The sequence below is a fragment of the Halomicrococcus pelagicus genome, assembly GCF_051917725.1.
Taxonomy (GTDB): domain Archaea; phylum Halobacteriota; class Halobacteria; order Halobacteriales; family Haladaptataceae; genus Halomicrococcus.
The window spans coordinates 420,326-443,181 of the sequence record NZ_JBQBLX010000001.1 but is presented as its reverse complement, the minus strand read 5'-3'; the positions used below and the strand labels follow the sequence as shown (position 1 = coordinate 443,181).

At 66.7% G+C, this 22,856-nt stretch carries 22 protein-coding genes and 1 tRNA gene; 5 read left to right on the top strand and 18 right to left on the bottom strand.

Features of this window, described 5'->3' with window-relative positions:
• Window positions 1–2: 2 nt before the first annotated feature.
• From ACTF4R_RS02395 to ACTF4R_RS02380, 4 genes are all read right to left on the bottom strand, one after another.
• Window positions 3–2,021 carry a type II secretion system F family protein gene (locus ACTF4R_RS02395; RefSeq protein WP_440005946.1) on the bottom strand — a complete coding sequence of 673 codons (2,019 nt, stop codon included), beginning with the start codon at window positions 2,019–2,021 and terminating at the stop codon, window positions 3–5.
• Window positions 2,018–5,512 carry a type II/IV secretion system ATPase subunit gene (locus ACTF4R_RS02390; RefSeq protein WP_440005944.1) on the bottom strand — a complete coding sequence of 1,165 codons (3,495 nt, stop codon included), beginning with the start codon at window positions 5,510–5,512 and terminating at the stop codon, window positions 2,018–2,020. Before ACTF4R_RS02390 ends, ACTF4R_RS02395 begins: the two co-directional genes overlap by 4 nt.
• Before the next feature lie 527 nt (window positions 5,513–6,039).
• Window positions 6,040–6,112 (bottom strand) — tRNA-Arg (locus ACTF4R_RS02385).
• A gap of 33 nt (window positions 6,113–6,145) precedes the next feature.
• Window positions 6,146–6,457, bottom strand: a complete 312-nt coding sequence (locus ACTF4R_RS02380) for a twin-arginine translocase TatA/TatE family subunit (RefSeq protein WP_113275608.1) — start codon at window positions 6,455–6,457, stop codon at window positions 6,146–6,148.
• A gap of 241 nt (window positions 6,458–6,698) precedes the next feature.
• On the opposite strand from ACTF4R_RS02380, the gene ACTF4R_RS02375 reads away from it, so the two are divergent.
• Window positions 6,699–7,373 carry a VOC family protein gene (locus ACTF4R_RS02375; protein ID WP_440005942.1) on the top strand — a complete coding sequence of 225 codons (675 nt, stop codon included), beginning with the start codon at window positions 6,699–6,701 and terminating at the stop codon, window positions 7,371–7,373.
• A gap of 30 nt (window positions 7,374–7,403) precedes the next feature.
• On the opposite strand, the gene ACTF4R_RS02370 is transcribed toward ACTF4R_RS02375, so the two are convergent.
• From ACTF4R_RS02370 to ACTF4R_RS02360, 3 genes are all read right to left on the bottom strand, one after another.
• Window positions 7,404–8,186, bottom strand: a complete 783-nt coding sequence (locus ACTF4R_RS02370) for a helix-turn-helix transcriptional regulator (protein ID WP_440005940.1) — start codon at window positions 8,184–8,186, stop codon at window positions 7,404–7,406.
• Window positions 8,187–8,370: 184 nt separating this feature from the next.
• Complete coding sequence (locus ACTF4R_RS02365) at window positions 8,371–8,661, bottom strand: DUF5779 family protein (RefSeq protein WP_113275605.1); 291 nt, start codon at window positions 8,659–8,661, stop codon at window positions 8,371–8,373.
• A gap of 108 nt (window positions 8,662–8,769) precedes the next feature.
• Window positions 8,770–9,222, bottom strand: a complete 453-nt coding sequence (locus ACTF4R_RS02360) for a ferritin-like domain-containing protein (protein ID WP_440005938.1) — start codon at window positions 9,220–9,222, stop codon at window positions 8,770–8,772.
• A gap of 117 nt (window positions 9,223–9,339) precedes the next feature.
• Between ACTF4R_RS02360 and ACTF4R_RS02355 the strand changes: the two genes are divergently transcribed.
• A complete protein-coding gene (locus tag ACTF4R_RS02355) occupies window positions 9,340–9,645 on the top strand; it encodes a DUF7969 family protein (RefSeq protein WP_433624155.1) in 306 nt (101 codons plus the stop codon).
• Window position 9,646: 1 nt separating this feature from the next.
• Here the strand turns inward: ACTF4R_RS02355 and ACTF4R_RS02350 are convergent, their stop codons facing one another.
• The 5 genes from ACTF4R_RS02350 to priS form a co-directional block, all read right to left on the bottom strand.
• Window positions 9,647–10,183 carry a hypothetical protein gene (locus tag ACTF4R_RS02350; RefSeq protein ID WP_440005936.1) on the bottom strand — a complete coding sequence of 179 codons (537 nt, stop codon included), beginning with the start codon at window positions 10,181–10,183 and terminating at the stop codon, window positions 9,647–9,649.
• Between the two features lie 73 nt (window positions 10,184–10,256).
• Window positions 10,257–11,714 (bottom strand): RtcB family protein, encoded by a 1,458-nt coding sequence (locus ACTF4R_RS02345; RefSeq protein WP_440005935.1) that lies wholly within the window; start codon window positions 11,712–11,714, stop codon window positions 10,257–10,259.
• A gap of 167 nt (window positions 11,715–11,881) precedes the next feature.
• On the bottom strand, window positions 11,882–12,913 hold the full coding sequence (locus tag ACTF4R_RS02340; protein ID WP_440005933.1) for a sodium:calcium antiporter: 1,032 nt from the start codon (window positions 12,911–12,913) through the stop codon (window positions 11,882–11,884).
• 41 nt (window positions 12,914–12,954) lie between these two features.
• Window positions 12,955–13,773 carry a hypothetical protein gene (locus ACTF4R_RS02335; RefSeq protein WP_440005931.1) on the bottom strand — a complete coding sequence of 273 codons (819 nt, stop codon included), beginning with the start codon at window positions 13,771–13,773 and terminating at the stop codon, window positions 12,955–12,957.
• Window positions 13,770–14,945 (bottom strand): DNA primase small subunit PriS, encoded by a 1,176-nt coding sequence (gene priS, locus ACTF4R_RS02330; RefSeq protein WP_440005929.1) that lies wholly within the window; start codon window positions 14,943–14,945, stop codon window positions 13,770–13,772. Before priS ends, ACTF4R_RS02335 begins: the two co-directional genes overlap by 4 nt.
• A 135-nt stretch (window positions 14,946–15,080) precedes the next feature.
• Between priS and ACTF4R_RS02325 the strand changes: the two genes are divergently transcribed.
• Together ACTF4R_RS02325 and ACTF4R_RS02320 are read left to right on the top strand one after the other, a co-directional pair.
• Window positions 15,081–15,635, top strand: a complete 555-nt coding sequence (locus ACTF4R_RS02325) for an NAD(P)/FAD-dependent oxidoreductase (RefSeq protein ID WP_440005927.1) — start codon at window positions 15,081–15,083, stop codon at window positions 15,633–15,635.
• A 68-nt stretch (window positions 15,636–15,703) separates the two neighbouring features.
• Window positions 15,704–16,165, top strand: a complete 462-nt coding sequence (locus ACTF4R_RS02320) for an NUDIX domain-containing protein (protein WP_440005926.1) — start codon at window positions 15,704–15,706, stop codon at window positions 16,163–16,165.
• A 7-nt stretch (window positions 16,166–16,172) separates the two neighbouring features.
• On the opposite strand, the gene ACTF4R_RS02315 is transcribed toward ACTF4R_RS02320, so the two are convergent.
• Window positions 16,173–17,144, bottom strand: a complete 972-nt coding sequence (locus tag ACTF4R_RS02315) for a sugar phosphate isomerase/epimerase family protein (protein WP_440005924.1) — start codon at window positions 17,142–17,144, stop codon at window positions 16,173–16,175.
• Between the two features lie 75 nt (window positions 17,145–17,219).
• Between ACTF4R_RS02315 and ACTF4R_RS02310 the strand changes: the two genes are divergently transcribed.
• Window positions 17,220–18,290, top strand: coding sequence for a DUF2332 domain-containing protein (locus tag ACTF4R_RS02310; protein WP_440005923.1), 1,071 nt, complete (start codon window positions 17,220–17,222; stop codon window positions 18,288–18,290).
• A 12-nt stretch (window positions 18,291–18,302) separates the two neighbouring features.
• Here the strand turns inward: ACTF4R_RS02310 and ACTF4R_RS02305 are convergent, their stop codons facing one another.
• From ACTF4R_RS02305 to ACTF4R_RS02285, 5 genes are all read right to left on the bottom strand, one after another.
• Entirely contained in the window at window positions 18,303–19,367 is a 1,065-nt protein-coding gene (locus tag ACTF4R_RS02305; protein ID WP_440005921.1) for a Gfo/Idh/MocA family protein, read from the bottom strand.
• Window positions 19,368–19,542: 175 nt separating this feature from the next.
• A complete protein-coding gene (locus ACTF4R_RS02300) occupies window positions 19,543–19,746 on the bottom strand; it encodes a DUF8005 family protein (RefSeq protein ID WP_440005919.1) in 204 nt (67 codons plus the stop codon).
• A gap of 1 nt (window position 19,747) precedes the next feature.
• Window positions 19,748–20,941: an ABC transporter ATP-binding protein gene (locus tag ACTF4R_RS02295; protein WP_440005917.1), complete on the bottom strand. Its 1,194-nt coding sequence runs from the start codon at window positions 20,939–20,941 to the stop codon at window positions 19,748–19,750.
• A 6-nt stretch (window positions 20,942–20,947) separates the two neighbouring features.
• The gene (locus ACTF4R_RS02290) at window positions 20,948–21,862 is read right to left on the bottom strand and encodes a carbohydrate ABC transporter permease (protein WP_440005915.1); all 915 of its coding nucleotides are present in this window, start codon (window positions 21,860–21,862) and stop codon (window positions 20,948–20,950) included.
• On the bottom strand, window positions 21,863–22,852 hold the full coding sequence (locus tag ACTF4R_RS02285; RefSeq protein ID WP_440005914.1) for a carbohydrate ABC transporter permease: 990 nt from the start codon (window positions 22,850–22,852) through the stop codon (window positions 21,863–21,865).
• Between the last annotated feature and the right edge of the window lie 4 nt (window positions 22,853–22,856).

Below are 22,856 nucleotides of genomic sequence, written 5' to 3'. Positions count from 1 at the left end.
GGTCAGATGAACGCGAACACCGCCAGCGCGACGGTCGGGAGGACGACCGCGAACTTCACGCCCGACAGCAGGTCGGCGTCCCGGATGTAGCCCGCGATGAACCCCGAGAGGATGGCCTGCAGCGTGACGGCGTGGAAGAACAGGGCCGCAAGCGTGTTCGTGTCGATGCTCGTCCCGAACTCCATCCCCTGGGCTCCCCCGCCCGCGCTCGACGCCTGACTGGACAGTCCGGCCATCACGTCGAGGAACTTCACCTTCAGGATGGCCATCACCGCCAGCAGTGTGAGGTAGGTCATCACGATGATGACGACCTGCATCCGGGCGCGCGACTTTCGCTCGCGCTCGATGTCGTCCTGGTTCTCGCTGGCCTGCGCCGCGGTCGAGAGGACGGCCGTTATCTGGCTGGACGCCTCCTGTGCCTTGCTGATGAGTTTCACCGTCCGGGCGAGCCGCGGGATGTGGTACCGGTTGTTGAACTCGACGAACGCCTCCCGCATGCTCGTGCCGTACTCGACCTTCGCGTGAATCTCGTCGAACTCGTCGGCGAGTTTCCCCGAGGAGGTGTCCGCGACCGTACGAACGGACTCCAGCAGGGTGAGGCCCGTGTCGTTCGCGCTCGACAGCTTCCGGAGGTTGTCCGAGAGCTTCGCCGTCACGGTCCGGCGCGACCGGACGTTCCACTCGCGGAACACCGCGAGCGGCAGGCCGTTGACGTACAGCGGGACGTAGACGTAGACGAACGTCGTCCAGATGGGCTTCGCGAGGACGCCGTCGAACGACGACGGGACCGTGCCGGTCCACACCGCGCTCGTGACGAGCACCGCCGACGCGGGCACCGTCAGCCCGAGCACGTACAGCGGGTTGTCACGGAAGAAGACGTGCGGGCGCTTCAGCAACGCCACGGTCACGTGCGTCCCCTCGCGGGTCTTGATGCGGTCGAACACGGCGAACTCGCCGACGTACTCCTCGACCAGTCCGAGGTGGAGCAGGCCCGGCCCCGCCGTCTCCGAACGCTCCCCGCCGTCGTCCGGGTCGAGATACCCGTCGCCGGGGTCGTCCCGTTTCACCGTCGAGACGAGGACGAGGAACCCGACGCCGGTCAACGGGATGAGGCCGTAGACGGTCCCGTACAGCAGCCTCGTCTTGGCGTCGCCCATCATGCTCATGATGACGAGAATGATGATGAGCAACAGCGGGAACAGCGAGAGGGTCATGTACATCTCGCCGAACAGCTCCAGCGTTTCGAGCGTCCGTTCCTGCTCCTGCTGGGCCGTCCGCATGTGTTTGTCCTTCTTGTCGTCGAGGAAGCCGGTCATGTCCCCGCCGCTGTTGACGATGGAGAGCATGTCGGTGAGAAACTGACCGAGTTCGTCGCTGGGCGTCTCCAGCGACCGCTTTCGGATGGCGGTGCGGTAGTCCGTGTCGAAGTACTCCGTCTCCTGGACGATGCTCTGGAACTCGCGAGCCACCTCGCCGTACGTGTCGTCGGCCTTCGCCATCGCCTCCAGAATCTCGAGCTGGTTCAGCCCGCCCACGGAGAGGGCGTACATGAACGAGACGGCGTCCGGCAGCAGCATGTTTATCTCGCGCCGTCGCGCGGACGCCCGGCTGTAGGGGACGGCGACCACGCCGGCGAACCCGAGGCCGAACCCGACCGCGCCGAAGACGACGCCGGTCGTCACGACCAGCATCGGCACCTTCAGCGCGTTCAGCAGTTCGGCGGTCGACCCGGAGACGGGCACGCCCAGCAGGACGCCCACGTCGACGACGCCCGTGACGAAGAGGACGTAGCCCATCACTATCCCGACCAGCCACAGCGCGAGGCCGACGAGCGCCCCGACCGCGAGCCCGCGCGAGAGGTACAGTTCGGCCGTGTCCGCCATCCGCGCCGCCGCCAGCTTCGCCTCCAGGTCGGCGACGAAGTCGCTGTCCTCGTCGAACAGGCGGTCGTACAGCGGGTAGAAGGCGTCGGCGAGCGCGTCGACGCTCGTCTCCGCGCTGCGGGCCGACCCGAGGCTCATCCGTCGTCCTCCTCGAACGACGCCTCCTCGAACTCGCCGAAGCCGACCGCCTCGTCGGACTTACTCGACTCGCCGTCGGCGTCGGTCAGGACGTCGTCCTCGTCCGACGCGTCGTCGGCCAGCGCGCCGTCCGCTCCGTCCGTCGCGTCGACCGGCGAGCCGCCCGCGTCGGTGCTCCACTCGTCCGGCCCGTCCGCGGTTCCGCCGTCGAGGAGGCCGTCGTCCAGCGCCTCCACGGGGCCCGACTCGTCCGTCGCGGGGGACGACGACGCGCCGTCTCCCGGGTCGTCCGGTTCGGCGGCTTCCGCGAGCGCGACGGCGAGGCCGTCCTCGTCGACGTCCACGTCGGCGTAGCGGTCGAACAGGCGGTCCTCGGCCTCCGACAGGATGTCGCCCGCGAGGTCGTACACGTCGTCGTCTGGGTCCGGTCGCGGAACCATCTCCTCTTTCTCCGGCTCGATGTCGATGTGGACGCTCTCCATCTCCCGCAGGTCGGCGAGGCTCTCCTCCAGCCGGTCGGAGGCGACCAGCGCGAGGATGGTGTCCGGGTCGTTGATGAACGCCTGGACGGTCGCGGCGACCTGCCGGTACTCGTTCAGGCCGTTGCGGATGAGGTACGCGAGGATGGTCCGGCGCTTGAGTATCTCCTCGTCGAGACGCTGCTTGTCCCAGCCGCGGTCGAACTGTATCTCTTCCAGCGTGTTCGACCCCGACATCTGCTCGTGTTCGTCGTCCTCGGCGCGCCACTGGAACACGTCCTGGACGTTGATCTCGTCGTTCTCCGTGTCGTAGTGGTTGATCTCGGTGAGCGACTTCGTGCGCCGCACCTTGCTCCCCTGCACCCGCGTCTGGGTCTGGATGGAGACCAGGTCGAGCGCGGTGAACAGCGTCTTGCTGACGTTGATGGGTTCGGTGGTGAACCGCTTGAGCACCTCGCCGACGGTGTCGGCGTGGAAGGTCGTGTAGGTCGTGTGTCCCGTCGACATGACCTGGAAGAGGGTGCGACCCTCCTCGCCGCGAATCTCGCCCATCACGATGTAGTCGGGGCGCTGGCGGAGCGCCGCCTCCAGCAGGTCGAACTCGTCCACGTCGCCCCGACCGTCGTCGGAGAACGACGGTCGGGTGACCGAGGCGATCCAGTTGCGCTGGGGGAGTTCGACCTCGCGGGTGTCCTCGATGGAGACTATCTTCGTGTTGCTCGGGATGAACAGCGAGACGGCGTTCAGGCTGGTCGTCTTCCCCGAGGCGGTCCCGCCGGCGAAGATGAGCGACTTGTGGTTCTCGATGGCCAGCCAGAGGAACGCCATCTCCTTCAGCGAGAACGTGTTCCAGTTCACGAGGTCGATTGGGGTGAACGGGACGTCCTTGAACTGGCGGATGGTGTAGTTCGTCCCGTGGTCGCTGACCTCCCGGCCGAGCGTCAACTGCGCCCGGGAGCCGTCCGGCAGGGTGGCGTCCACCTGCGGCTGGCGCTTGCTGATGCCTTTCCCGGAGCGCTGGGCCATCTTGACCACGAAGTCGTCGAGTTCCGTCTCGCCGTGGTGGACGTTCGTGATGACCTGCTCGTAGTCCGTGTGGTAGACGAAGACGGGCGAGTTGTACCCGTCGCAGGAGATGTCCTCGACGTTGATGTCGTGTTTGATGCCGTCGATGCGCTCGTATCCGATGAAGTTCCGGGTGAGCAGGTACAGCAGCTTCTCGACCTGGTACTCCGTCAGGTCGTCCGAGTCCTCCGCTATCAGCGCGGGTTCCGGCCGGGCCGCGATGCCGTCCAGACCGCCGTCGTCGTCGGCCTCGTGTTCCGCTATCAGCGTCTCGACGCGTCCGCGAATCCTGGCTCGGACACTCTCGTCCGCGCGGAAGTCGGCCCACTGCGCCCGGAGTTCGTCCCAGCGCCCCGACCCGTCGTCGACGCTCGACGGAGAGTCCTCGCCCGTCTCCGCGCGCTCCTCGACGTCGGCCGGACTGCCGTCGTCTTCGCCCTCTTCGTCCTCGTCTCCCTCGTTTTCCTCCCCTTCGACTTCGGCCGCGACGGTCGCCGCCGTCCCTTCGTCGTCCGCCGGGGCGACGGACTCGTCCGAGGCCGTCGCGTCCGATTCCTCCTCGCCGTCCTCACCCTCGTCGGCGTCCGCCGTCCCGTCGCGGTCGAGGTACGGTCCGACCCGGTCGCGGACGGTAGCGAGCGCGTCGTTCGTCTCCGCGCGCGCCGCACCGGCGTACCGTCGCGCTTCGTCGGCGTACTGCTCCGTCTCGTCCGCGTAGCGTCGCCAGGTCTCCCGCGCTCGGTCGTATTTTTCGAGCGTCTCGGTGAGCAGTTCCGCGACGTCGTCGTCGCCCTCCGAGTAGAGGTCGTAGCGGTCGAGCAGGCGGCGCGTCTCGCGCTCGATGACCTCTTCCCGGGCCTCCTCGTCCGCCTCGACGACCACGTCGTCGCTGGCGTACTTTATCGACGTGCGGAGCTTCCCAGTCAGGAACTCCAGCAGGTCCGCCTCGATGGGCGTCCGGTACGGCTCGACGACGTAGTACTTCGTCTCGTTCTCCTTCTCGGAGTGGAAGATGACGACGAACGAGTAGGGCTTGTTCACCCAGTAGCGGTCCACCTCGCGGAAGTGCTGCTTCTTCGGCAGCGCGACCGTCTTCTCCAGGTCGTAGCGGTTGACCAGCGTCGTGTGCCCCTCGACGGTCGAGAAGAAGGCGTCCTCGTCGAGGTCCTCGGGCACGTCGAGGGTGCGCTCGTCCTCCACCGCGAGCAGTTCCTCGGCCTTCGCGGCCCCCTCCGCGAGCAGGTCCGGAAGGTCGTCCTCCTCGAAGCCGAGCCACTCCTCCTTCTCGAAGTCGACGACGTCGCCCTCCTCGTCGCGCGGGCGCTCCGGCGCGGTGACGTCCGTGTCCTCGTAGTAGTACTCGTACTTGAAATGCTCCCACCGGTACTCGCCGACGATGACCGGCGTCGTTGCCGGGTCGAGGAACTCCTCGAACCGTCCGCTCGCGCGGTCGGCCGCGAACCCGCCCCGGAACAGTCGGTCGGGGAGGTCCCCCTCCGGAAATCCGAGCCACTCTTCGGGGTCGAACGCGACCACCTCGCCGTCCTCGTCGGTCGGCCGCTCGTTCGGTTTCTCGCGGTCCTCGTCGTAGTAGTACTCGTAGCGGAAATGTTCCCAGAGATACTCCCCCAGCGCGACCGGCGTCTCCTCGGGGTCGAGGAACGCTTCGAAGTGCGACGCGAGCGCTGTCGCCTCCGTCGCCGCCGTCTCGACGCGTTCGCGCGTCTCCTCGGGGTCGAACTGGAGGTACTCCTCGGGGTCGAACGGTTTCGGTCGCCCGCGCCAGTCGGTCGGGGGACCGCCGTCCTCGTGGAAGAACTCCTCCTCGAAGTCCTCCCACGTGTACTCCCCGACCGCCACGCGCGCCGGGAGACCGTCCGACAGACGGACTCCGCCGGGTCCTGCGCTCTCTTCGTCGTCGAGCGCTGCGGACTCGTCGCTTGCCATTGACTACCGGAAGTGACTAATCCATTAAAAATCCTTGTTCAAATAAATATACATATGATATCGGTTGGCTACCGGAGTTTCGCCTCGCAGACGGCGAGTTTTCTGCTGTAATCTCCGTTAACTATCGCGAAGGTGGTGCGTAGGTGGGGGAGAACCGGACGCGCCTTCCGACGCGTCCGCGACGCCTGACTTGGTTGCGGTATCGACGAACCGTCGTACCGCAATCACCCATGCTAATCGACAGGTAATAAAAGTTTCACTGGCGAGCTGGGAACGAAGGGCACACGCTTCGCTGTTCGTTCCTCGCGTTCGCTCGCCACAGAACAGCGGGCGTGGCGGGAGTCCCGCGAGTGAGCGAACGAGAGGGACTACGGCACGGCCGTTCGGCTGAGCGAAGCGAAGAAGAACGGGCGTGGCGGGATTCGAACCGGAGCGAGACGGTCGCTCACTCCGTTCGCGCTGCGTCTCGCAGGGTTCGACCCGCACGCTTCGCTGTTCGTTCCTCGCGTTCGCTCGTCACAGAACAGCGGGCGTGGCGGGATTCGAACCCGCGATCGAGAGGTTAGGAACCTCTCGCCCTGTCCGCTAGGCCACACGCCCCGGTTCGAACCCCGGGCAGGGTCGAAAAAAGGGTTACCGTTCGGATTCGCGTTCGGTCTCGGTGTCCTGGGAAGTTTCGGCGTCGGTCTGGTCGACGTTCTGGACGCGCTCGGCGTCGGCCTCACCGACGTCGCTCGGTGCCGTCTGGCTGCCGGAGCTCTGCATCTCCTGAAGCTCCTGCTCGACCTCTTCGCGACCTTTCTTGAACTCGCCCATCGCCTCGCCCGTCGAGCGAGCCAGCTTCGGAATCTTGTTGGCGCCGAACAGCAGAACGGCTATCAGCAGGATGACCGCCAGTTCCATCCCGCCCGGCACCGGCCCGAACAGTGGTATCATTTCGAACATCCTCTACCTGTTGCTTACCGACTGGCAATTATAGGCTTTTTGCCTTTCACAGGACTGGAAAAGACGCGATACGAACGTTCGCGCTCGGCCGCGAACGCCCGCGGAACTTCCGGTACACGCCGATTGACTCCGGGGGAACCTCACTCTTTTGGCAGCGGAGTCGGTGCGAGACGGCTTGCAGCGACGTCCTGGAACGGGCGTCGCCCGACGTTTTAAGCCTCGCGGCTGCGTAATTCGACGCATGCTCGCGGGACTGCGCTGGCTGGCGCTGGAAGCGAAGTACCTCGACCGCGCGCGGTCGTTCTACGAGACGCATCTCGACCTCTCCGCCCGCGAGAGCGACGGCGAAGTCGCCTTCGAGGTTGGCGACCACCGGCTCGTCCTCCGGGAACCCGGCGGCGTCCCGCGCGGCGGACTCCACACTCACTTCGCGTTCGCCGCGCCCGCCGACCGCTACGACGAGTGGTACGACTGCCTCGACGGGGAGTTCGACCTCGTCGAACACGAGTTCGGGTCGGCGCGGTCGCTGTACTTCTACGACCCCGACGGCAACTGCGTCGAGATCGGCGGTGGTGGCGACGGCGACGAGGCGATTACGGGCATCTTCGAGATAGTGCTCGAGGTCGAAGACGTGGAGCGCGCCGAGTCGTTCTACGGCGACCTCGGCTTCGAGACGTACGACCGCGGTAGCGACCGCCGGCGCGTCCGCATGGGCGGTCCGGTCGACCTGGAACTCTGGGAACCCCAACTCGGTATCGCGGACGCCCGTGGCGGCGTCCACGTCGACGTGGGATTCGACGCCGACGACCCGAACGCCGCCGCCGAGCGCGTCGCCGACCGCGCCTGTGACGTTCGGACGCTGTCCGACGGCGTCCGGGTTCGCGACCCCGACGGCCACTCCCTGACCTTCCGTTGAGACCGGTGCGGGCGCCGAAACGCTCGGTCCCTAGCGGCTCTCCGTCAGGTACGCTTCGAGCGCCTGCGCGTCCTCCCAGTAGCAGTCGAACAGCTGTCGCCCCCAGCGTTGTGCTCGCTCGGACTCGGCGATGAACTCCGTACTGGGGTCGTAGGACCCGTCCAGGGTCGGTAGCGAGAGCATCACGTAGTCGTCGGTCACGGTCATCGCGAACGAAAACTCGGCGACCCGGATTCCGTCGACGTCCGCCTCGCTCTCGCCCTCGTCGGCTCCCTCGCGAAGGTCGTCGATCACTCCCGCGTCGAGCACGAGCTGCAAGCTCTCGCCGTCCTGTGCGGCGGCGTCGAATCGCTCGTTGTATATCGGCGCGAGGACGGCGACGGAGTCCGGCTCCGCGAGTCGCCGTTCGGTCTCCCGGATGGCGCGGGACGGCTGCGTGTCGGTCGCACGGACGACCACACCACCGGCCAGGTCGGCGAGTCGGGTACGGAACGCCGGCGGCAGCGCCGTCACGTCGTGGTTCTGCCAGTACTCGGGGTCCGCGCCCAGAACCGACTCCGTCTCCCGCTGGCGCTCGATGAGCCCGGCGACGACCGCCCCCGCGCCGGTCGGGGCCCACCGTTTCGAGCGCGGTTCGTGGATGAGACCCTGGTCCTGCAGTTCGGTCAACGCGTTGTACACCGCCGACTCGCTCGCGAGGTCGCTGTCGAGCAACGCCTGCGTCGAGTTGGAGCCCTCGGAGACCGCCATGAGAACGTTCGTGCGCGCTCTCGACCGGAGGACGTACTCGACGAACGGTCCGCAGTCTTCCATACACGTACCCCCGGAGCCGTCCCCGTTAGCTTTTTCCAGTTCTCCCGCACTGGATTCCAGCCCGCTTGGAGAGCTCTTCGTCCAGGAAACACTTCCATTCGCTCAAATGGAAGATTTAATAAAATCGACTTCGTCTGTTTAACCGGCCCTCAGCGGCCCGCTGACGCTCGGTCCCTCCTCCGTTCTACAGTTCGCTCGTGTCGATGTCCACGCCGGCCGGCGAGACGACGAGGAACTCCCGGAAGTGGACGAGGCTGCCGTCGCGACGTTTGACGGCGGGTGCGATGTCCGCGGCGAGTTCGTTCAGGTCGCCGTCGATGGCCAGCACGAGGACGTGTCCGCGCTCGACGGCCGCCACGCGCTCTTCCGCCGGGGTCGTGCCGTCGAGGACGCCGAGGATAACCCGCGCGTCCTCGGTGTGGTCTATCTCCTCCTCGACCGCCTGGAGGTCCAGATCGAAACCGGAGTTGCTCATGGAGAGTCGCTCACGCTCCCCCGAGAAAATCCTTACCCTTGTTTCGGCGCTGAACCGACGCCGCCGCAAACCGAAAAGAGGTCGCGGAATCCGCCTCGGCGAGCGACGTTACTCCTCGTACTCGCGCTTGAACCCGCGGAACTCCGAGCGGTGGGCTTCCTCGTCGCTCAGGATGGTGACCGCCAGGTCCTCGGTGACCGGGTCGTCGGCGTCCCGCGCCGCGTTGATGAGGGAGCGGTACGTCTCGATGGCGTCCTCTTCGGCGTCGATGACCCCGTCGATGACCGACAGTACGTCCGTGCTCTTCTCCGGCGGCTGGAGGCTCTCCTGGTGCGCCTCGAAATCGTAGGAGGCCGGCGGGCGCTCGTCAATCTGTTTCAGTCGCTGGCCGAGCATCTCGGCGTGGTTGAGTTCCTCCTGGATGTCCGTCGCCAGGCTCTCTTTGACCTCCTCGGCGCTGACGCCGTCGAGGACGACCGAGTTCGTCAGGTAGTTCATCACCGTCTCGATTTCGTCGCCGTAGGCCTTCTGCAGAAGCCGTGTGATCTCTTCGTTCGTCATGCGCGATGATATACGTCGCGAGACGACGTTATCGTTGTGGCGGCGGGAGCCTCTCGCCCCGAACGGTCGACTCCGGTCGGCGACTGGGTTAAGCCGTTCGAGCGCCTACGGTCGTCCGTGACCGTTCCCGTTCGATACTACTGTCCCTACTGCGGAGCCATCGTCACGCTGGAACGCGAACCGAGCATGGCCGACAAGTCCGTCACGCGCGACCCGCTCTCCGGCTGGGAGTACGCCCACGCCTACGAGGAGTTCGAGGAGGCCGACGGCGTCGAGATAGTCTGTGGCGCGAGCGAGACCGACGGCGAGGGCTGCGGGGAGGTCTTCTACCTCAACTTCGTGAACTTCGAGGCGGGCGAGGAACTCGACCCGCCCACGCCGCTGCGCCCCGAGGACGCGCCGAACTTCGACTTCCGGACCTGACTCAGTTCCGGACCCGGACCGTGAACCCCCAGTCGAACGTCGTCCCGTCGACCTCGTAGGTCGTCTCGAAGCGGTACGCGCCCCGGGGGAAACACGTGTCGTTGCCGGGGTGACCGAGCACCGACCACTCCACGGAGCGGCGGTCGCCCGGTGCGACCGCGTGACGGCCGACGGACGGTCGAACGTCGGGCAGCGCGGTTCGCCAGCAGTCGCCGCGGTCGCCGACCGCCTCGTACGCCAGGACGAGTTTCGCGTCGCTCTCGCGTTCGACGCCGACACGGTCGGCGAACGGAAACGGGTAGGCCGCGACGACGGTTCGAGGACCATCGGCGGTGCTCCGGAAGGTGACTCGCAACCGCGCCGGGTCCGCGTCGGTCTGCCCGGTCAGCAGGTCTACCGAGAGCGTCACCGGCGGTCCCGCCGGAGCCGGGTCGGCGGTCACGCCGAGTTCCGGGCCGGTTCGACGCCGGAGGACGCCGCCGAACGCCCCCGACACGACCCCGGCGGCGACCGCTCCGAGCATCGTTCGCCGTCGCATACCGTCGGGGGCGTCCGGAACTCCCGAATAGTTTTGCTAAACTGAAAATTGCGCTTTAGCTACTGGTCGCGGACTACCCCTTGATGTTGCAGACGGGGTACGTGCGAACCACCTTGTCCCCGATGCCGAGGGCGTCCGAGACGCGGACGACCTCGTCGACGTCCTTGTAGACGCCCGGCGCCTCCTCGGCGACGGTCGCGCCGCTCTGGGCCTTCACGTAGATGTGCTCTTGCTCCAGTTCGTCCTGCACGTCGCCGCCCCAGTAGTCTTTCTTCGCCTGTGTGCGGCTCATCACGCGACCCGCGCCGTGGGCCGTCGAGCCGAAGCTCAGGTCCATGGACCGCTCGCCGCCCCGGAGGACGTAGCTCCCCGCCCCCATGCTCCCGGGGATGATGATGGGCTGGCCCACGTCGAGGTACGCGCCGGGAACCTCCGGGTGACCGGCCGGGAACGCCCGCGTCGCGCCCTTCCGGTGGACGTAGAGTTCGCGGTCCTCGCCGTCGACGCTGTGCGTCTCCTTCTTGGCGATGTTGTGTGCCACGTCGTACAGCAGCTCCATCTCCATGTCGCGCCAGTCGCGGCCGAACACGCGCTCGAACACCTGCCGCGTGCGGTACATTACGAGCTGGCGGTTCACCCACGCGAAGTTGATTGCGGCGCCCATCGCCTGGTAGTAGTCCTCCGCGAGCTGGCTCCCCGCGGGCGCGGCGGCCAGTTCCTTGTCCGGTAGCCTCGACAGCAGGCCGGCGTGGGCCTTCTCGATGTCCCGGAGGTAGTCGGTACAGATCTGGTGGCCCAGTCCCCGACTCCCGCAGTGGATGAGGACGACGATCTGGTCCTCCTCGAGCCCGTAGGCGTCGGCCACGTCCGCCCGGAACACGTCGGTGACGCGCTGGACCTCGAGGAAGTGGTTGCCCGACCCGAGGCTCCCGAGCTGGTTCTTCCCGCGGTCTTTCGCCTTCTGGGAGACCTTGCTCGGGTCGCTCTCCTCGCGGACGCCTTCGTCCTCGCAGTGGGCGAGGTCGGCCTCGGTGGCGTACCCCTCCTCCAGCGCCCACGCCATCCCGCGGTCGAGCACCTCGTCCACCGTGTCGACGCCCGCTTCGACGACGCCACCTCCGCCGAGTCCGGAGGGGACGTTGGCGAACAGCGAGTCGACGAGTTCCTCCTCGTTCCCCTTGAGGTCGTCGTAGGTCAGGTTCGTCCGCATCATCCGGACGCCGCAGTTGATGTCGTAGCCGACCGCGCCGGGCGAGATGCACCCGTCTTCGGCGTCGATGCCTGCCACGCCGCCGACGGGGAAACCGTACCCCTGGTGGCCGTCCGGCATGCAGATGCCGTACTTCTGCACGCCCGGCAGGTGGGTCGCGTTCTTCAGTTGCTGGAGCGTCTTGTCGTCGGATATCTGGTCGAGCAGTTCCTCGCTGGCGAACACCCGCGCCGGGGCGTTCATGCCGCCTTCCTGGGGAATCTCCCAGACGTACTCCCGGACCTTCTGCAGGGTGACGTCTCCGGCGGTGTACGTGTCCATACGCGTGGGTTCGTCGCGCACTCCGAAGGCGTTTCGGGTCGGATGTCACGAGACGATTCGGTTCGGGCGTCCCGGGACGGTTCGGTTCGGGCGTCCCGAAACGGTTCGGGTATCCCGGAACGGTTCGCGTATCACCAGACGGGCGTGCCCTCGCGGACGACCGCACGTCAGGCTCCGGGGACGGTGTTGGTCACGTCGAACGTCTCCAGTACCATCCAGGCGATAAACAGCAGGTAGATGACCAGCAGGCCCCAGGATTCTCCCTTCGACAGCGCCAGTTCCGTGCGCAGGACGCCGAACACGACGACCGTCGCCAGGGTGAGAAAGCCGAGCAGCGGGACGGCGACGGCGAAGTTCACGGTCACCCGTCCCGCGACGAGCACGCCCGCAGGGACGGCGACCAGCAGGTCGAAGACGTTGCTCCCGAGGACGTTGGCGAGGCTGACGACGCCCCTGTCGGCGCGGGCGGCGCGAACGCTGACGAGGGTGTCCGGGAGGCTGGTGCCGGCGGCGATGATGGTCAGTCCCCAGAGGAAGTCCGGCGTGTCGAAGAGGCGGCTGAAGCCGCGCGCGGACGTCACCAGCCCCTCGACCGCGACGGCGATGACGACGAGACTGACCGCCAGCGCCCCCCACTGCCGGAGCAGGTCGATGTCGCCGGTCGAGTCGGGAGTGACGTGGTCCTGCGTGTCCTGGTACTGGGTGAACACGTAGACGCCGTAGAACGCGACCGGAACGAGCGCCATCGGACGCGTGACAACCCCCGACAGTTGGCCGCTCCCGGAGTCGAGCGGCAGGACGGGGTTGTAGATGACCGCCAGCGCGAACGTGATGACGATGACGGAGACGGCTATCATGTAGAACTGCGCCTCCTTGTAGACGAGCGTGCGGTCGGCCTCGACGCCGTCGGCGAGGATTCCCGACAGGGCCGGGATGACGAGCAGGTTGAAGACGGCCGAGCCGATGATGGCGCTCACGCCGAGGTCGAAGGTCCCGTGGAGCCACGTCGCGATGACCACGCTCGACAGCTCGGGGAAGCTCGACCCGACCGCGACGACGACGGCTCCCTGGACCGCCCGGGGAAGGCCGTACCACGTCGCCAGCCGCTCGCTCGACCGTTCGAGCGTGCTGCTCCCCTTCCAGACGACGGCGGTGCCGCCGACGGCCAGCGCGACGTACCAGGCGAACGCGGCGAGCATCCGGTCGCCACTTCTCACCAGAAGCTTAAATTAGCGACGTACTACTCCAGGCGCTCGGCGGCGTCGCGTTCGAGCAGCGGTTCGGCGTTCGCGGCCGGCAGCGTGACCACGTCTTCGGTCGAGAGGTCGTAGGCTCGCTCGTCGACGCCGAAAATCTCGCCGACGTCGCTGGTGATGCGGACCGTCGTCCGGTCGTCCAGTCCGGCGAACGAGTCGTCGCCCGCGTCCCCGCCTGCGCCGTCCGCGTCGTCCCGGGACTCGCCGTCCGGCGTTCCGTCACCGCTCGCGCCGGCGTCGGAATCGGCGGCGACCGCTTCCGCCTCCTCGCTCGGGCGCGGCGCGTCGGCGTCGGCTCCGCCGGGGGTCGTCTCCGGCACGCCGCCGTTCGCCGCGTCGGCCGGCGTCCCGGCGGCGGTGTCGACCGGCGAACCGGTGGTCGCGTCGGACGACTCGTCGCTCGACGTGCCGTCGCTCTCGCCGGCCAGCACGTCGAGCACCGTCTGCTTGTTCGACTCGATGCGCTCGACCAGGTCGGCAAACAGCTCCTGTTCTTCCGTCGTCAGGCCCTCCTCGTCGGCCGGCATGTCGGCGGCCGCCAGACTCGCGCGCTTGACGACCTTGCCGACCCTGCGCTCGTAGATGGCCTCGACGACCTCCTCGGCGGTCTTTATCTCGTCGGTCAGCCGATTGACCTCCTCGGAGTCGAACGGGCTGTCGGCCCGTTCGGCGGCCCGCTCGCGCTCCTCGCGGAGTTCGCTGATGTACTCGCCGACCTCCGCGTAGAAGGACTCCCGTAGGTGCTGGAGGCTGTCCTTCGACCGCTCCTTGCTCTGAACGCTGCGGAGTTCGTCGAGATTCATTCTTTCCCCTTTTCGGCCCGTCCACGCGCCATCAAGAAGTTGGCTACGTATTCGGGAACCGATACATTACCGGCGGAGAGTGTAAATGTTTCGTCCAGTAGCTCGACCGTCGCCGGTTCGCGTAGCTCGACCGTCACGTCGTGGCCGACGAACGTCTCCGGGACGGCGTCCACGAGCGGGTCGAACTCGTCGACCTCGTCGCGTTCGATGCGGGTGACCCGGAGCGCGCTCCCGCCGTGGAGGCTCCCCGGCAGGCGGATGAGCCGGTGGGTGTCGGTCGTCACCGGTTCGTCCACCGCGGCGGTCTGGTCCTCGAACACGTCCGCGGCGAGAATCTTCGCGAGCTGGTAGAAGGCGGGGTGTACGTCGACGTTGCCCGCCTCGATTTCGCGGCGGTTGTTCCGCGCGGCGGTGAGCGCGCCCTCCGCCTTCCCGCTGCCGATGCCGTCGAACTCCTGGAGACGTTCCATGGCGGTCGCCTCGTCCAGCGCCAGCAGTTCGTCGACGAACGACACGAGGTGGTCGTGGACGCGTCGCCCCCAGCCGCCGTCGGTCGGTAGCGTGCGCTTCTCGGTCGGGTTCTTCAGCCCGATGCCGGCGACGGTCTCCGTCTCGACGAGCGAATCGAACTCGAGGTCCGCGGCCCGAACGTAGTCGACCACCTCGCGGCGCTGGTCGCGGTCCAGGTGCTGGACGCCGTCGTCGCGGACGTGGACGTGGTATCCACGGCCACCCGAGAACACTATCGTCGTGTCCTCGAACCCGAAGTCGCGTTCGAGCAGGTCCAGCAGGTCGAGCAGTTCCGCCTTGCAGGTGGTGAGCATCTCGGCGTAGGAGTCGGCGTCGGGGTCGACGCCCGGCAGGTGGTCGGCGTCCAGGTCGAAGACGAGGTCGGAGCGCTGCCACTCCTTGTCGTCCATCGTGCTCGCGCCGGGGTCGGCGTAGCGTCCGGCCGAGAAGTAGACGTGGCGCGGCCGCTCGCGGTAGAGGAAGTCGCCGAGGTCGCCGAGGTCCAGGAGCGAACTGTGCCGGACCATCGTCGTCCCGGGACCGGCGGTCCAGGGGATGTAGCCCCACTCGCGTTCGTCCGCACCCGGCGGTAGCGACGGCTCCGTCCGTCGATAGTGGTCGCCGAACCGCCCGCGGAGATACGCTCGCGTTCGCTCCTCCATCGTAGTTGCTCTCCGAAGGCCGGCCTCTAAAAACATGCTGTCTTCTCGTCCGACGCCGAACGCCGCGCCCCCATCGTTCGACCTCGCTGTCATCCGACAGCCGGTTTTTTCTGGAAAGGGTGAGTACGGTATAACATGACGGACGTAATCGTCGTCGGCGGAGGTCCCGCCGGCCTGAGCGCCGCACTGTTCACGGAGAAGAACGGCCTCGACACGACGGTGTTCGACGCGGACGAGACGTGGATGCACAAGGCCCACCTGTACAACTACCTCGGCATCGAGAGCAGAGACGGTACCGAGTTCATGGAGGACGCTCGCGACCAGGTCGACGAGTTCGGCGTCGAACGCCGCCAGGGCGAGGAGGTGACCAGCGTCGACCCGGACGGCGATGCCGTTCGCGTGACGACCGACGACGGCGACTACGACGCCGACTACGTGGTCCTGGCGACGGGTGCCGACCGCGACCTCGCGGACGACGCCGGTTGCGAGTTCGACGACGAGACGGTGACGGTCGACCTGAGCATGGAGACCAGCGTCGAGAACGTCTACGCGACGGGCGCGATGGTCCGCGACCAGGAGTGGCAGGCCGTCATCTCCGCGGGCGACGGCGGCGCCGCCGCGCTCGACATCCTGAGCAAGGAGAAAGGCGAACACTTCCACGACTTCGACACGCCGGCCGACGCCGAGTGAGGCCGGCGTTCACCGACTGCCGACCCGGTTCGACACACTTTTCGGAATGCGAACAGTTCCGGGATAGCATGGCCGACGAACGCATCCGAGTGGTCGCTCGCGGCGTGGTCCGGCGTTCTCGCGACGATGACGGAACGGGCGGCGCGGGCGAGGAACTCCTCGTCGCTCGCGACCGGGACCCGGACGGGGACGACCCGTTCTACTACCTCCTCGGCGGCGGCGTGGAGTTCGGCGAACACAGCGAGGACGCGCTCCGCCGTGAGTTCCGCGAGGAACTCGGCGTCTCGCTGGCCGACGTCGCCTACCGCGAAACCTACGAGGAGGTGTTCACCTTCGACGGGAGGCGGGAGCACGAGGTCTGGCGCGTGTACGAGGTCGAAATCGCCGAGGACTGGCCGTACAAACGCGACGAGTTCACTTGCCGCGAACCGGAACTCGACGAGGAGATAGTCTGCGAGTGGAAACCGCGGACGGCGTTCACCGAGGGCGGGGAGACGTTCCATCCGGAACCGCTCCTGTCCGACCGCTGAACCGTCGCTACTCCGCCCAGTAGGCTTCGCCGGGCGTCGTCTCGAAGACGGCGCGTTCGAGCATGTCGACCGCCTTCTCCAGCCCTTCGCGGGAACTGGTCAGCGAGTCCTCGTGTTCGATGGAGAGCGCGCCGTCGTAGTCGACCATCCGGAGCGCGCTCACCACGTCCTTCCAGTGCTCCTCGCCGTGGCCGTAGCCCACCGAGCGGAACAGCCACGAGCGCTCCGACTCGTCGGTGTACGGCGTCGTGTCGAGCACGCCCTTGTAGCGGGCCTTGGCGTCGTACACCTTCGTGTCCTTCGCGTGGAAGTGGTGGATGGCGTCGTGCTCGCCGAGGAACCGAATCGCCTCGGGCACGTCGATACCCTGCCAGTAGAGATGGGAGGGGTCGAAGTTCGCGCCGACGTACTCGTTGGTCGCCTCGCGGAGTTCCAGCATCCCGGCGGGTTCGTGGACGAGCATGTTCGGGTGCATCTCGACCGCCAGCTCGACGTCGTGGTCGGCGGCGTGCTCGGCCAGGTCGCGCCAGTACGGGATGGCGACCTCCTCCCACTGGTACTCGTGGGCGTCGGCGTGCTCGCCCGGCCACGGCGCCGTAATCCAGTTCGGCACCTCGTCCTCGGGACCGCCCGCGGGGAGACCGGAGAAGCAGGTGACGGCGTCGACGTCGAGCTGGTCCGCGAGTTCGACGGCCTCCCGGAGGTCCGTGTCCGCCTGCTGGGCGGTCTCCTCGTCGGGATGCAGCGGATTGTTGTGCGTCGCCAGCGCGGAGACGTACATGTCGTACTCGTCGAGCAGAGCGGACAGGTCGTCCTGGGCCTCCTCGTCGTCCAGGTACTCCGAGCGGGGCAGGTGGTCCTGACCGGGGTGGCCGCCACAGCCGAGTTCGACCGCGTCGACCCCGATGTCGTCGAGGTAGGCGAGCGCGTCTTCGAGCGACTCTCCTCCGAGTGGGACAGTGAGAACGCCGATGTCCATGTCCGAAACGACAACCCGGCTCGGGAATAATATTTTGGTGCCAACGCTTACACGCCCCCGGCGCGTGGCCCCCCTATGCTCGCCGACTCGTTCCGGAACTTCGCCGACTGGGCCGTCGGCACCTCGCCGCTGTACGAACGCCTCGCGCGCGGCGTCGCCGACGACCCCGACCTGCTCGCGCTCGCCGAGACGGTGCCCGAGGGTCGCTCGCCGCCCCACCTGCTGCTCGGGAGCGTCCACTCCCTCCTGCTCGGCGGGGCCGACCACGAACTCGCGGCGTTCTACGACACGGTGACCGAGAGTCCGCTCGACCCCGGAGAGTCGGACCCGCTGCCGGCGTTCCGCGATTTCTGCGCGGTCCACGAGGACGAGATTCGCCCCTTGCTCCGGACCCGGCGCACCCAGACCAACGCCGTCCGACGCTGTGCCGCTCTCCTCCCGGCGTTCGCGCACGTCTCGGCGAAAGTTGACGGGGAACCGCTGGCGCTCGTGGAACTCGGCCCGAGCGCGGGTCTGAACCTGTGCTGGGACCGCTACCGGTACGAGTACGCAGCGACGGGCGAGTACGGGCCGGTTCCGGTGGACTGGCCGGTCGGCGACGCCGGGCGGCCGGTGCGGTGCGGTCCCGACTCGCCGGCGCGCGTCGAGGCCGACGTCGTCGGCGAGCGCCCACCGCCGCTGTCCGACGAACTCCCTCCGGTCGCCTCGCGCGTCGGCGTCGACCTCCACCCCCTCGACGTGACCGACGAGGACGACGTGCGCTGGCTTCGGGCGCTCGTCTGGCCCGAACACGCGACCCGCCACCGTCTCCTGCGGTCCGCGATCGCGGTGGCCCGCGAGGACCCGCCGGAGCTTCGGCAGGGCGACGCCGTCGAGGCGCTCCCCTCGGTGCTCGACGGGATTCCGGCGTCGCGACCGGTCTGTCTCTTCGACACGCAGATGCGCTACCAGCTAGACGAAGAGCGGGACGCCGAACTCCGGGAGACCGTCGCAGCGGCCGCAGCCGACCGCGAACTGCACTGGCTCTCGGGTCACGCCGCCGCCGAGCGCGACAACGCGCTCGTACTCGAGTGGTTCGACGGCGAGCGGTCGCGGTCGCTGGCGGTCTACGAACAGCACGGAAAGTGGGTCGAGTGGCTGGTCTGAGCGGTTCGGACGTTACAGTTCCACGGAGCCGCCCTGTTCTGCGGAGCGGTAGATACCGTCGATGACTCGCTGGACGGACAGCGCCTGGTCGACGGTGTTGCGACCGGGGGCGACGCCCTCCTGGACCGCCTCGAAGAAGACGCGCTGTTCGGCCTTGTGGGGGTCCTCCTGGCGCGTCTCGACGTCGCTGTCCGAGAAGTGGTCCGCGCCGACCATGCTGGTCTCGTAGAGCGTGAGCGAGTCGTCGTGCTTGTCGAAGCGCGCGCCGGCCTGCGTCCCGCGGATGAAGAACTCCTCGTTGGAGTCGCGGTTGGCCGCCCACGCGACCTCGAGCGAGATGGTCCGGCCGTCGGCACAGCGCACGAACGCGGTCACCGAGTCGTCGACAGTGAACGTTCCCGATTGGGTGTCCTCGCCCCACATCTCCAGGTAGGTGTAATCGTCGCGGTCGCCGAACTGCGAGCGCACCGCACCGCTGACCTCGACGACCTCCGGGAAGTCGTGGAAGTGCAGGGCGAGGTCGATGGCGTGGACGCCGATGTCGATGAGCGCGCCGCCGCCCGCGACGTCGCGGTTGGTGAACCACGACCCGCGGCCGGGGATGCCGCGCCGGCGGATGAAGTTCGCCTCGACGTGGCGGGTCTGGCCGAACCGGCCCTCCTGCTGGTAGCCCTTGATTATCTCGACGGGGTTGCGGAACCGGTTGTGGAACCCGACCATGCAGAACCCCTCGGCGTTGCGGGCCGCCTCCGCGATGCGCTCGGCGCTCTCCAGGGTGTGGGCGAGCGGCTTTTCGAGCAACACGTCGAGACCGGCGTCCAGCGCCGCGACCGCGTACTCCTCGTGGAACTTGTTCGGCGTCGTGACGATGACGGCGTCGACGTCGGACTCGTACAGTTCTTCGTAGCTCTCGAACGAGCGCGTGTCGTATTTCTCGGCGAACCGAGCACGGGCGTCGGGGTTGATATCGACACCGCCGACGATCTCGTGAGGCATATCAGTGATCCGGTCGGCGTGGTAGTGTCCAATATTCCCAAGACCGACGAGGCCGACTCGGACCGGCTCACTGCTACTCATGGTTACCGCTCACCCGTGAGACGGTGTTATTCTTTTCCCTTCTGGTCCTGCCGTCAGCGTCGCTGGTAATTCTCATGTTGCTACCTGAAAAAAGTCTGACTGTTCCGCTGGCCCCCAGTAACTACCGGCAGGAGGAGAGCAGACCGCGCGTAGGGGTTCGGCGCGGTTCGACACGTCAGTACAACTGTTGTTTGCGTTCCTCTCGTTCGCGCTCCTTTTCCTCTTCCTGCTTCTGCTCGCGTCGCTCTGCCAGCCAGCCTTTCACGCCGGGGAGTATCTTGTGCTTCAGGTCCAGAGCAAACGAGACGATCCCGTACGCCCAGAAGAAAAACAGGAGCGTCCCCGCGCCGAGGTAGAGCCAGCCGGTCTGGGTGACCATCTCAGTCGTCCCCCTCCGCTTCCGTGCCGGTGGGTTCCGTCTCGGTCGCCGCGAACTGCAGGTCGTGCGTGATGGCCTCGCCGGTCCCGGTGTCGAACAGGTGGACGTTCTCGCTGTCCAGCACGACCTCGACGTCCGCGTCGGCCTCCAGTTCCTTGTCCGGGTCGACGCTCATCAGCAGCTGGTGGGCGTCCTCGGCTTCGGCGTCCATACCGCCGCCGGCCATCTCCTGTTCGCCGGTGAGGAGGTAGACGAATATCTCGTCGCCCATGGGTTCGAGCACGTCGGTCTGGGCGTCGATGCGACCGGACGGGTGCGCCACCTTTTCGGCGTCCTCGACGAGGTAGACGTCCTCGGGACGGACGCCCAGCGTCACGTGGTCGCCCGGTCCGACGCCGTCCAGCTGGCCGGGGTCGAAATCGATGTGGTAGTCGGTCAGGTCCAGCCCCGACTCGTCGACGGTTCCCTCGATGAGGTTCATGCTCGGCGAGCCGATGAACCCGGCGACGAAGAGGTTCGCCGGTGCGTTGTAACATTCCAGTGGCGGCGCGAACTGCTGGAGTTCGCCCTTGTTGATGACCGCGATGCGGCTGGACATCGTCATCGCCTCCGCCTGGTCGTGGGTGACGTAGACGATGGTGGCGTCCAGTTCCTTGTGGAGCCGCTGAAGCTCGGTCCGCATGTGGACGCGCAGCTTCGCGTCGAGGTTCGCCAGCGGTTCGTCCATCAGGAACACCTCGGGCTCCCTGACGATGGCGCGCGCGATGGCGACGCGCTGGCGCTGCCCGCCGGACATCTCGTCCGGCATCCGGTCGAGCATCCCCTCTAGCTGGACGATGTCGGCCGCCTTGTCGACCCGGCGGTCGATCTCGTCTTTGTCGTAATCGCGCAGCCGCAGCCCGAAGCTGATGTTGTCGTAGACGTCCATGTGCGGGAACAGCGCGATGTTCTGGAACACCATCGCTATCCCGCGGTCTTTCGGCGGGAGATTCGTCACCTCTCGCCCGGCGATAGTTATCTTCCCCTCCGTGGGCTTCGTGAGACCGGCGATGGTCTCCAGCGTGGTCGATTTGCCGCAGCCCGAGGGGCCGACGAGCGTGACGAACTCGCCGTCCTCGATTTCGAGGTTCATGTCGTCGACTGCCGTTACATCCTGGTATCGTTTCGAGACGTGTTCGAGGTTGACTTCACCCATTCTGTATCACTCCTTGAGCGCTCCTGCCGTGAGTCCGCTGACGATCTTTTCCTGTGCGATGACGACGAGGATGGCGATCGGCAACACGCCCACGATGCTCGCCGCCGCCATGAGGTTGTACGACGACGCGTACTGCCCCTGGTAGCCCAGAATGCCCCAGACGATGGGGGCCCAGTTCTTCGCCTGTCCGTCGGTCATCAGGAACGAGAAGAAGAACTCGTTGTACACGTTGATAAACGTTAGCACGCCGGCCGTCGCCACACCGGGCGCGGACAGCGGCATGATGACCCGGAACAGCGCGCCGAGACGCGTCGTCCCCTCGATGCGCGCAGCGTCCTCCAGCCCGTCCGGTATCTGGCCGTAGAACGTCGTCAGGATGAATATCGAGAGGGGCATGAACAGCGCGCTGAACGGGAGCAACAGCGCGCCGGGCGTGTTGTACAGCATCGGACTGCTGAGCCCGAATATCTCGACGTTCCCCGTGAACAGCCGGAACAGCGGGATGAGGAACGCCGCCGGCGGGAAGTACGAGATGGCGAGGATGAGCAGCATGAGCGGCCCTCGCCCGGGGAACTCCAGCCGTCCGAACACGTAGCCCGCGAGGCTGGCGAGCACCAGCACGATGGCCGTGGTCACCAGCGCGAGCACGAAGCTGTTGAACATGTAGACGTGGAACGGCAGGCGCTCGAAGATGGTGACGAACGCCTCGGGGTTGAACCCCCTCGGAAGTAGTCCCATGTTCGATATCTTGTTGCTCGGCGTCAGCGCCAGCACGAGCAGCCAGTAGAACGGGAACAGCGTCGTGAGCAGGAAGAACACCGTCACGAGGTAGAACAGGCCCCGGTAGGTGCTCTCGGGGTCCTCCATCGAATCTTTGGCCCACTGCTGGATGCGTCCGCGACTCTCCTCTGCTTGCGACATCTACATTCCCCCCTGTGCGCTGTCGCGGAACTTGAATATGTACACCGACACGACGAGGGCGATGATGGCCGCCGTGACGAACGCGATGGCGGACGCGGTCCCGTATCGGCGCGTGCTGAACGTCGAGACGACGAGACACGACAGCGACGGCACCGTCGTACATCCCGACACCGTCTCGATGAGGCCGTAGATGCGCATCGCGGCGATGGTGCGGAACAGCATCGCGACCATCACGGTCGGGAAGATGAGCGGCAGGGTTATCATCTTGAACTGCTGCCACTTCGACGCGCCCGCGACCTTCGCAACGTCGTAGAGGCTCCGGTTGATGCTCTGCATCCCCGCGAGGATGAGCAGCGCCATGAACGCCGTCGTCTTCCACACGTCGGCGATGACGATTATCGAGAGCGCCTCGGGGCTGTTGACCAGCGGCGTCTCCGAGAAGCCGAGCCAAGTGTGAAGCAGGTCGGCCCCGAAGCCGATGCCCGGCGAGAACAGGAGGTAGAAGATCATCCCCTGGATGACGATGGGAACCGCCCACGGGAGGATGATCGCCACCCGGACCCAGCGCCGTCCACGGAACTCCTGGTCGAGGACGAGCGCCTGCCCGAAGCCGATGAGGGTCTCGAGCAGCACGCTCGCGATGGTGAACATGAACGTGACGATCAGCGCGCTCTTGAACGGCGAACTGACGTCGATGAACGGCTGGGGAAGTGCGACGACGTCCAGTTTCCCCGTGAGCAGGTTGACGTAGTTCTCGAACCCGACGAACTCGCCGATCTGGGACGCTCCCCGGATGCTGTCGGCGTGCAGCGACATCTGGAACGTCCGGACGAGCGGCCAGAGGGCGATGACGCCGAGCAGCAGCAGCGCCGGGACCAACAGTAGATACGCAAACTGCGTCTCGCTCAGATTCTCGATCCATCGGACCGTACTGGCGTACGCTCCCGACTTCTCTCGTTCCGGTAAACCTTGTTCAGATTCAGTTGCCATAGTT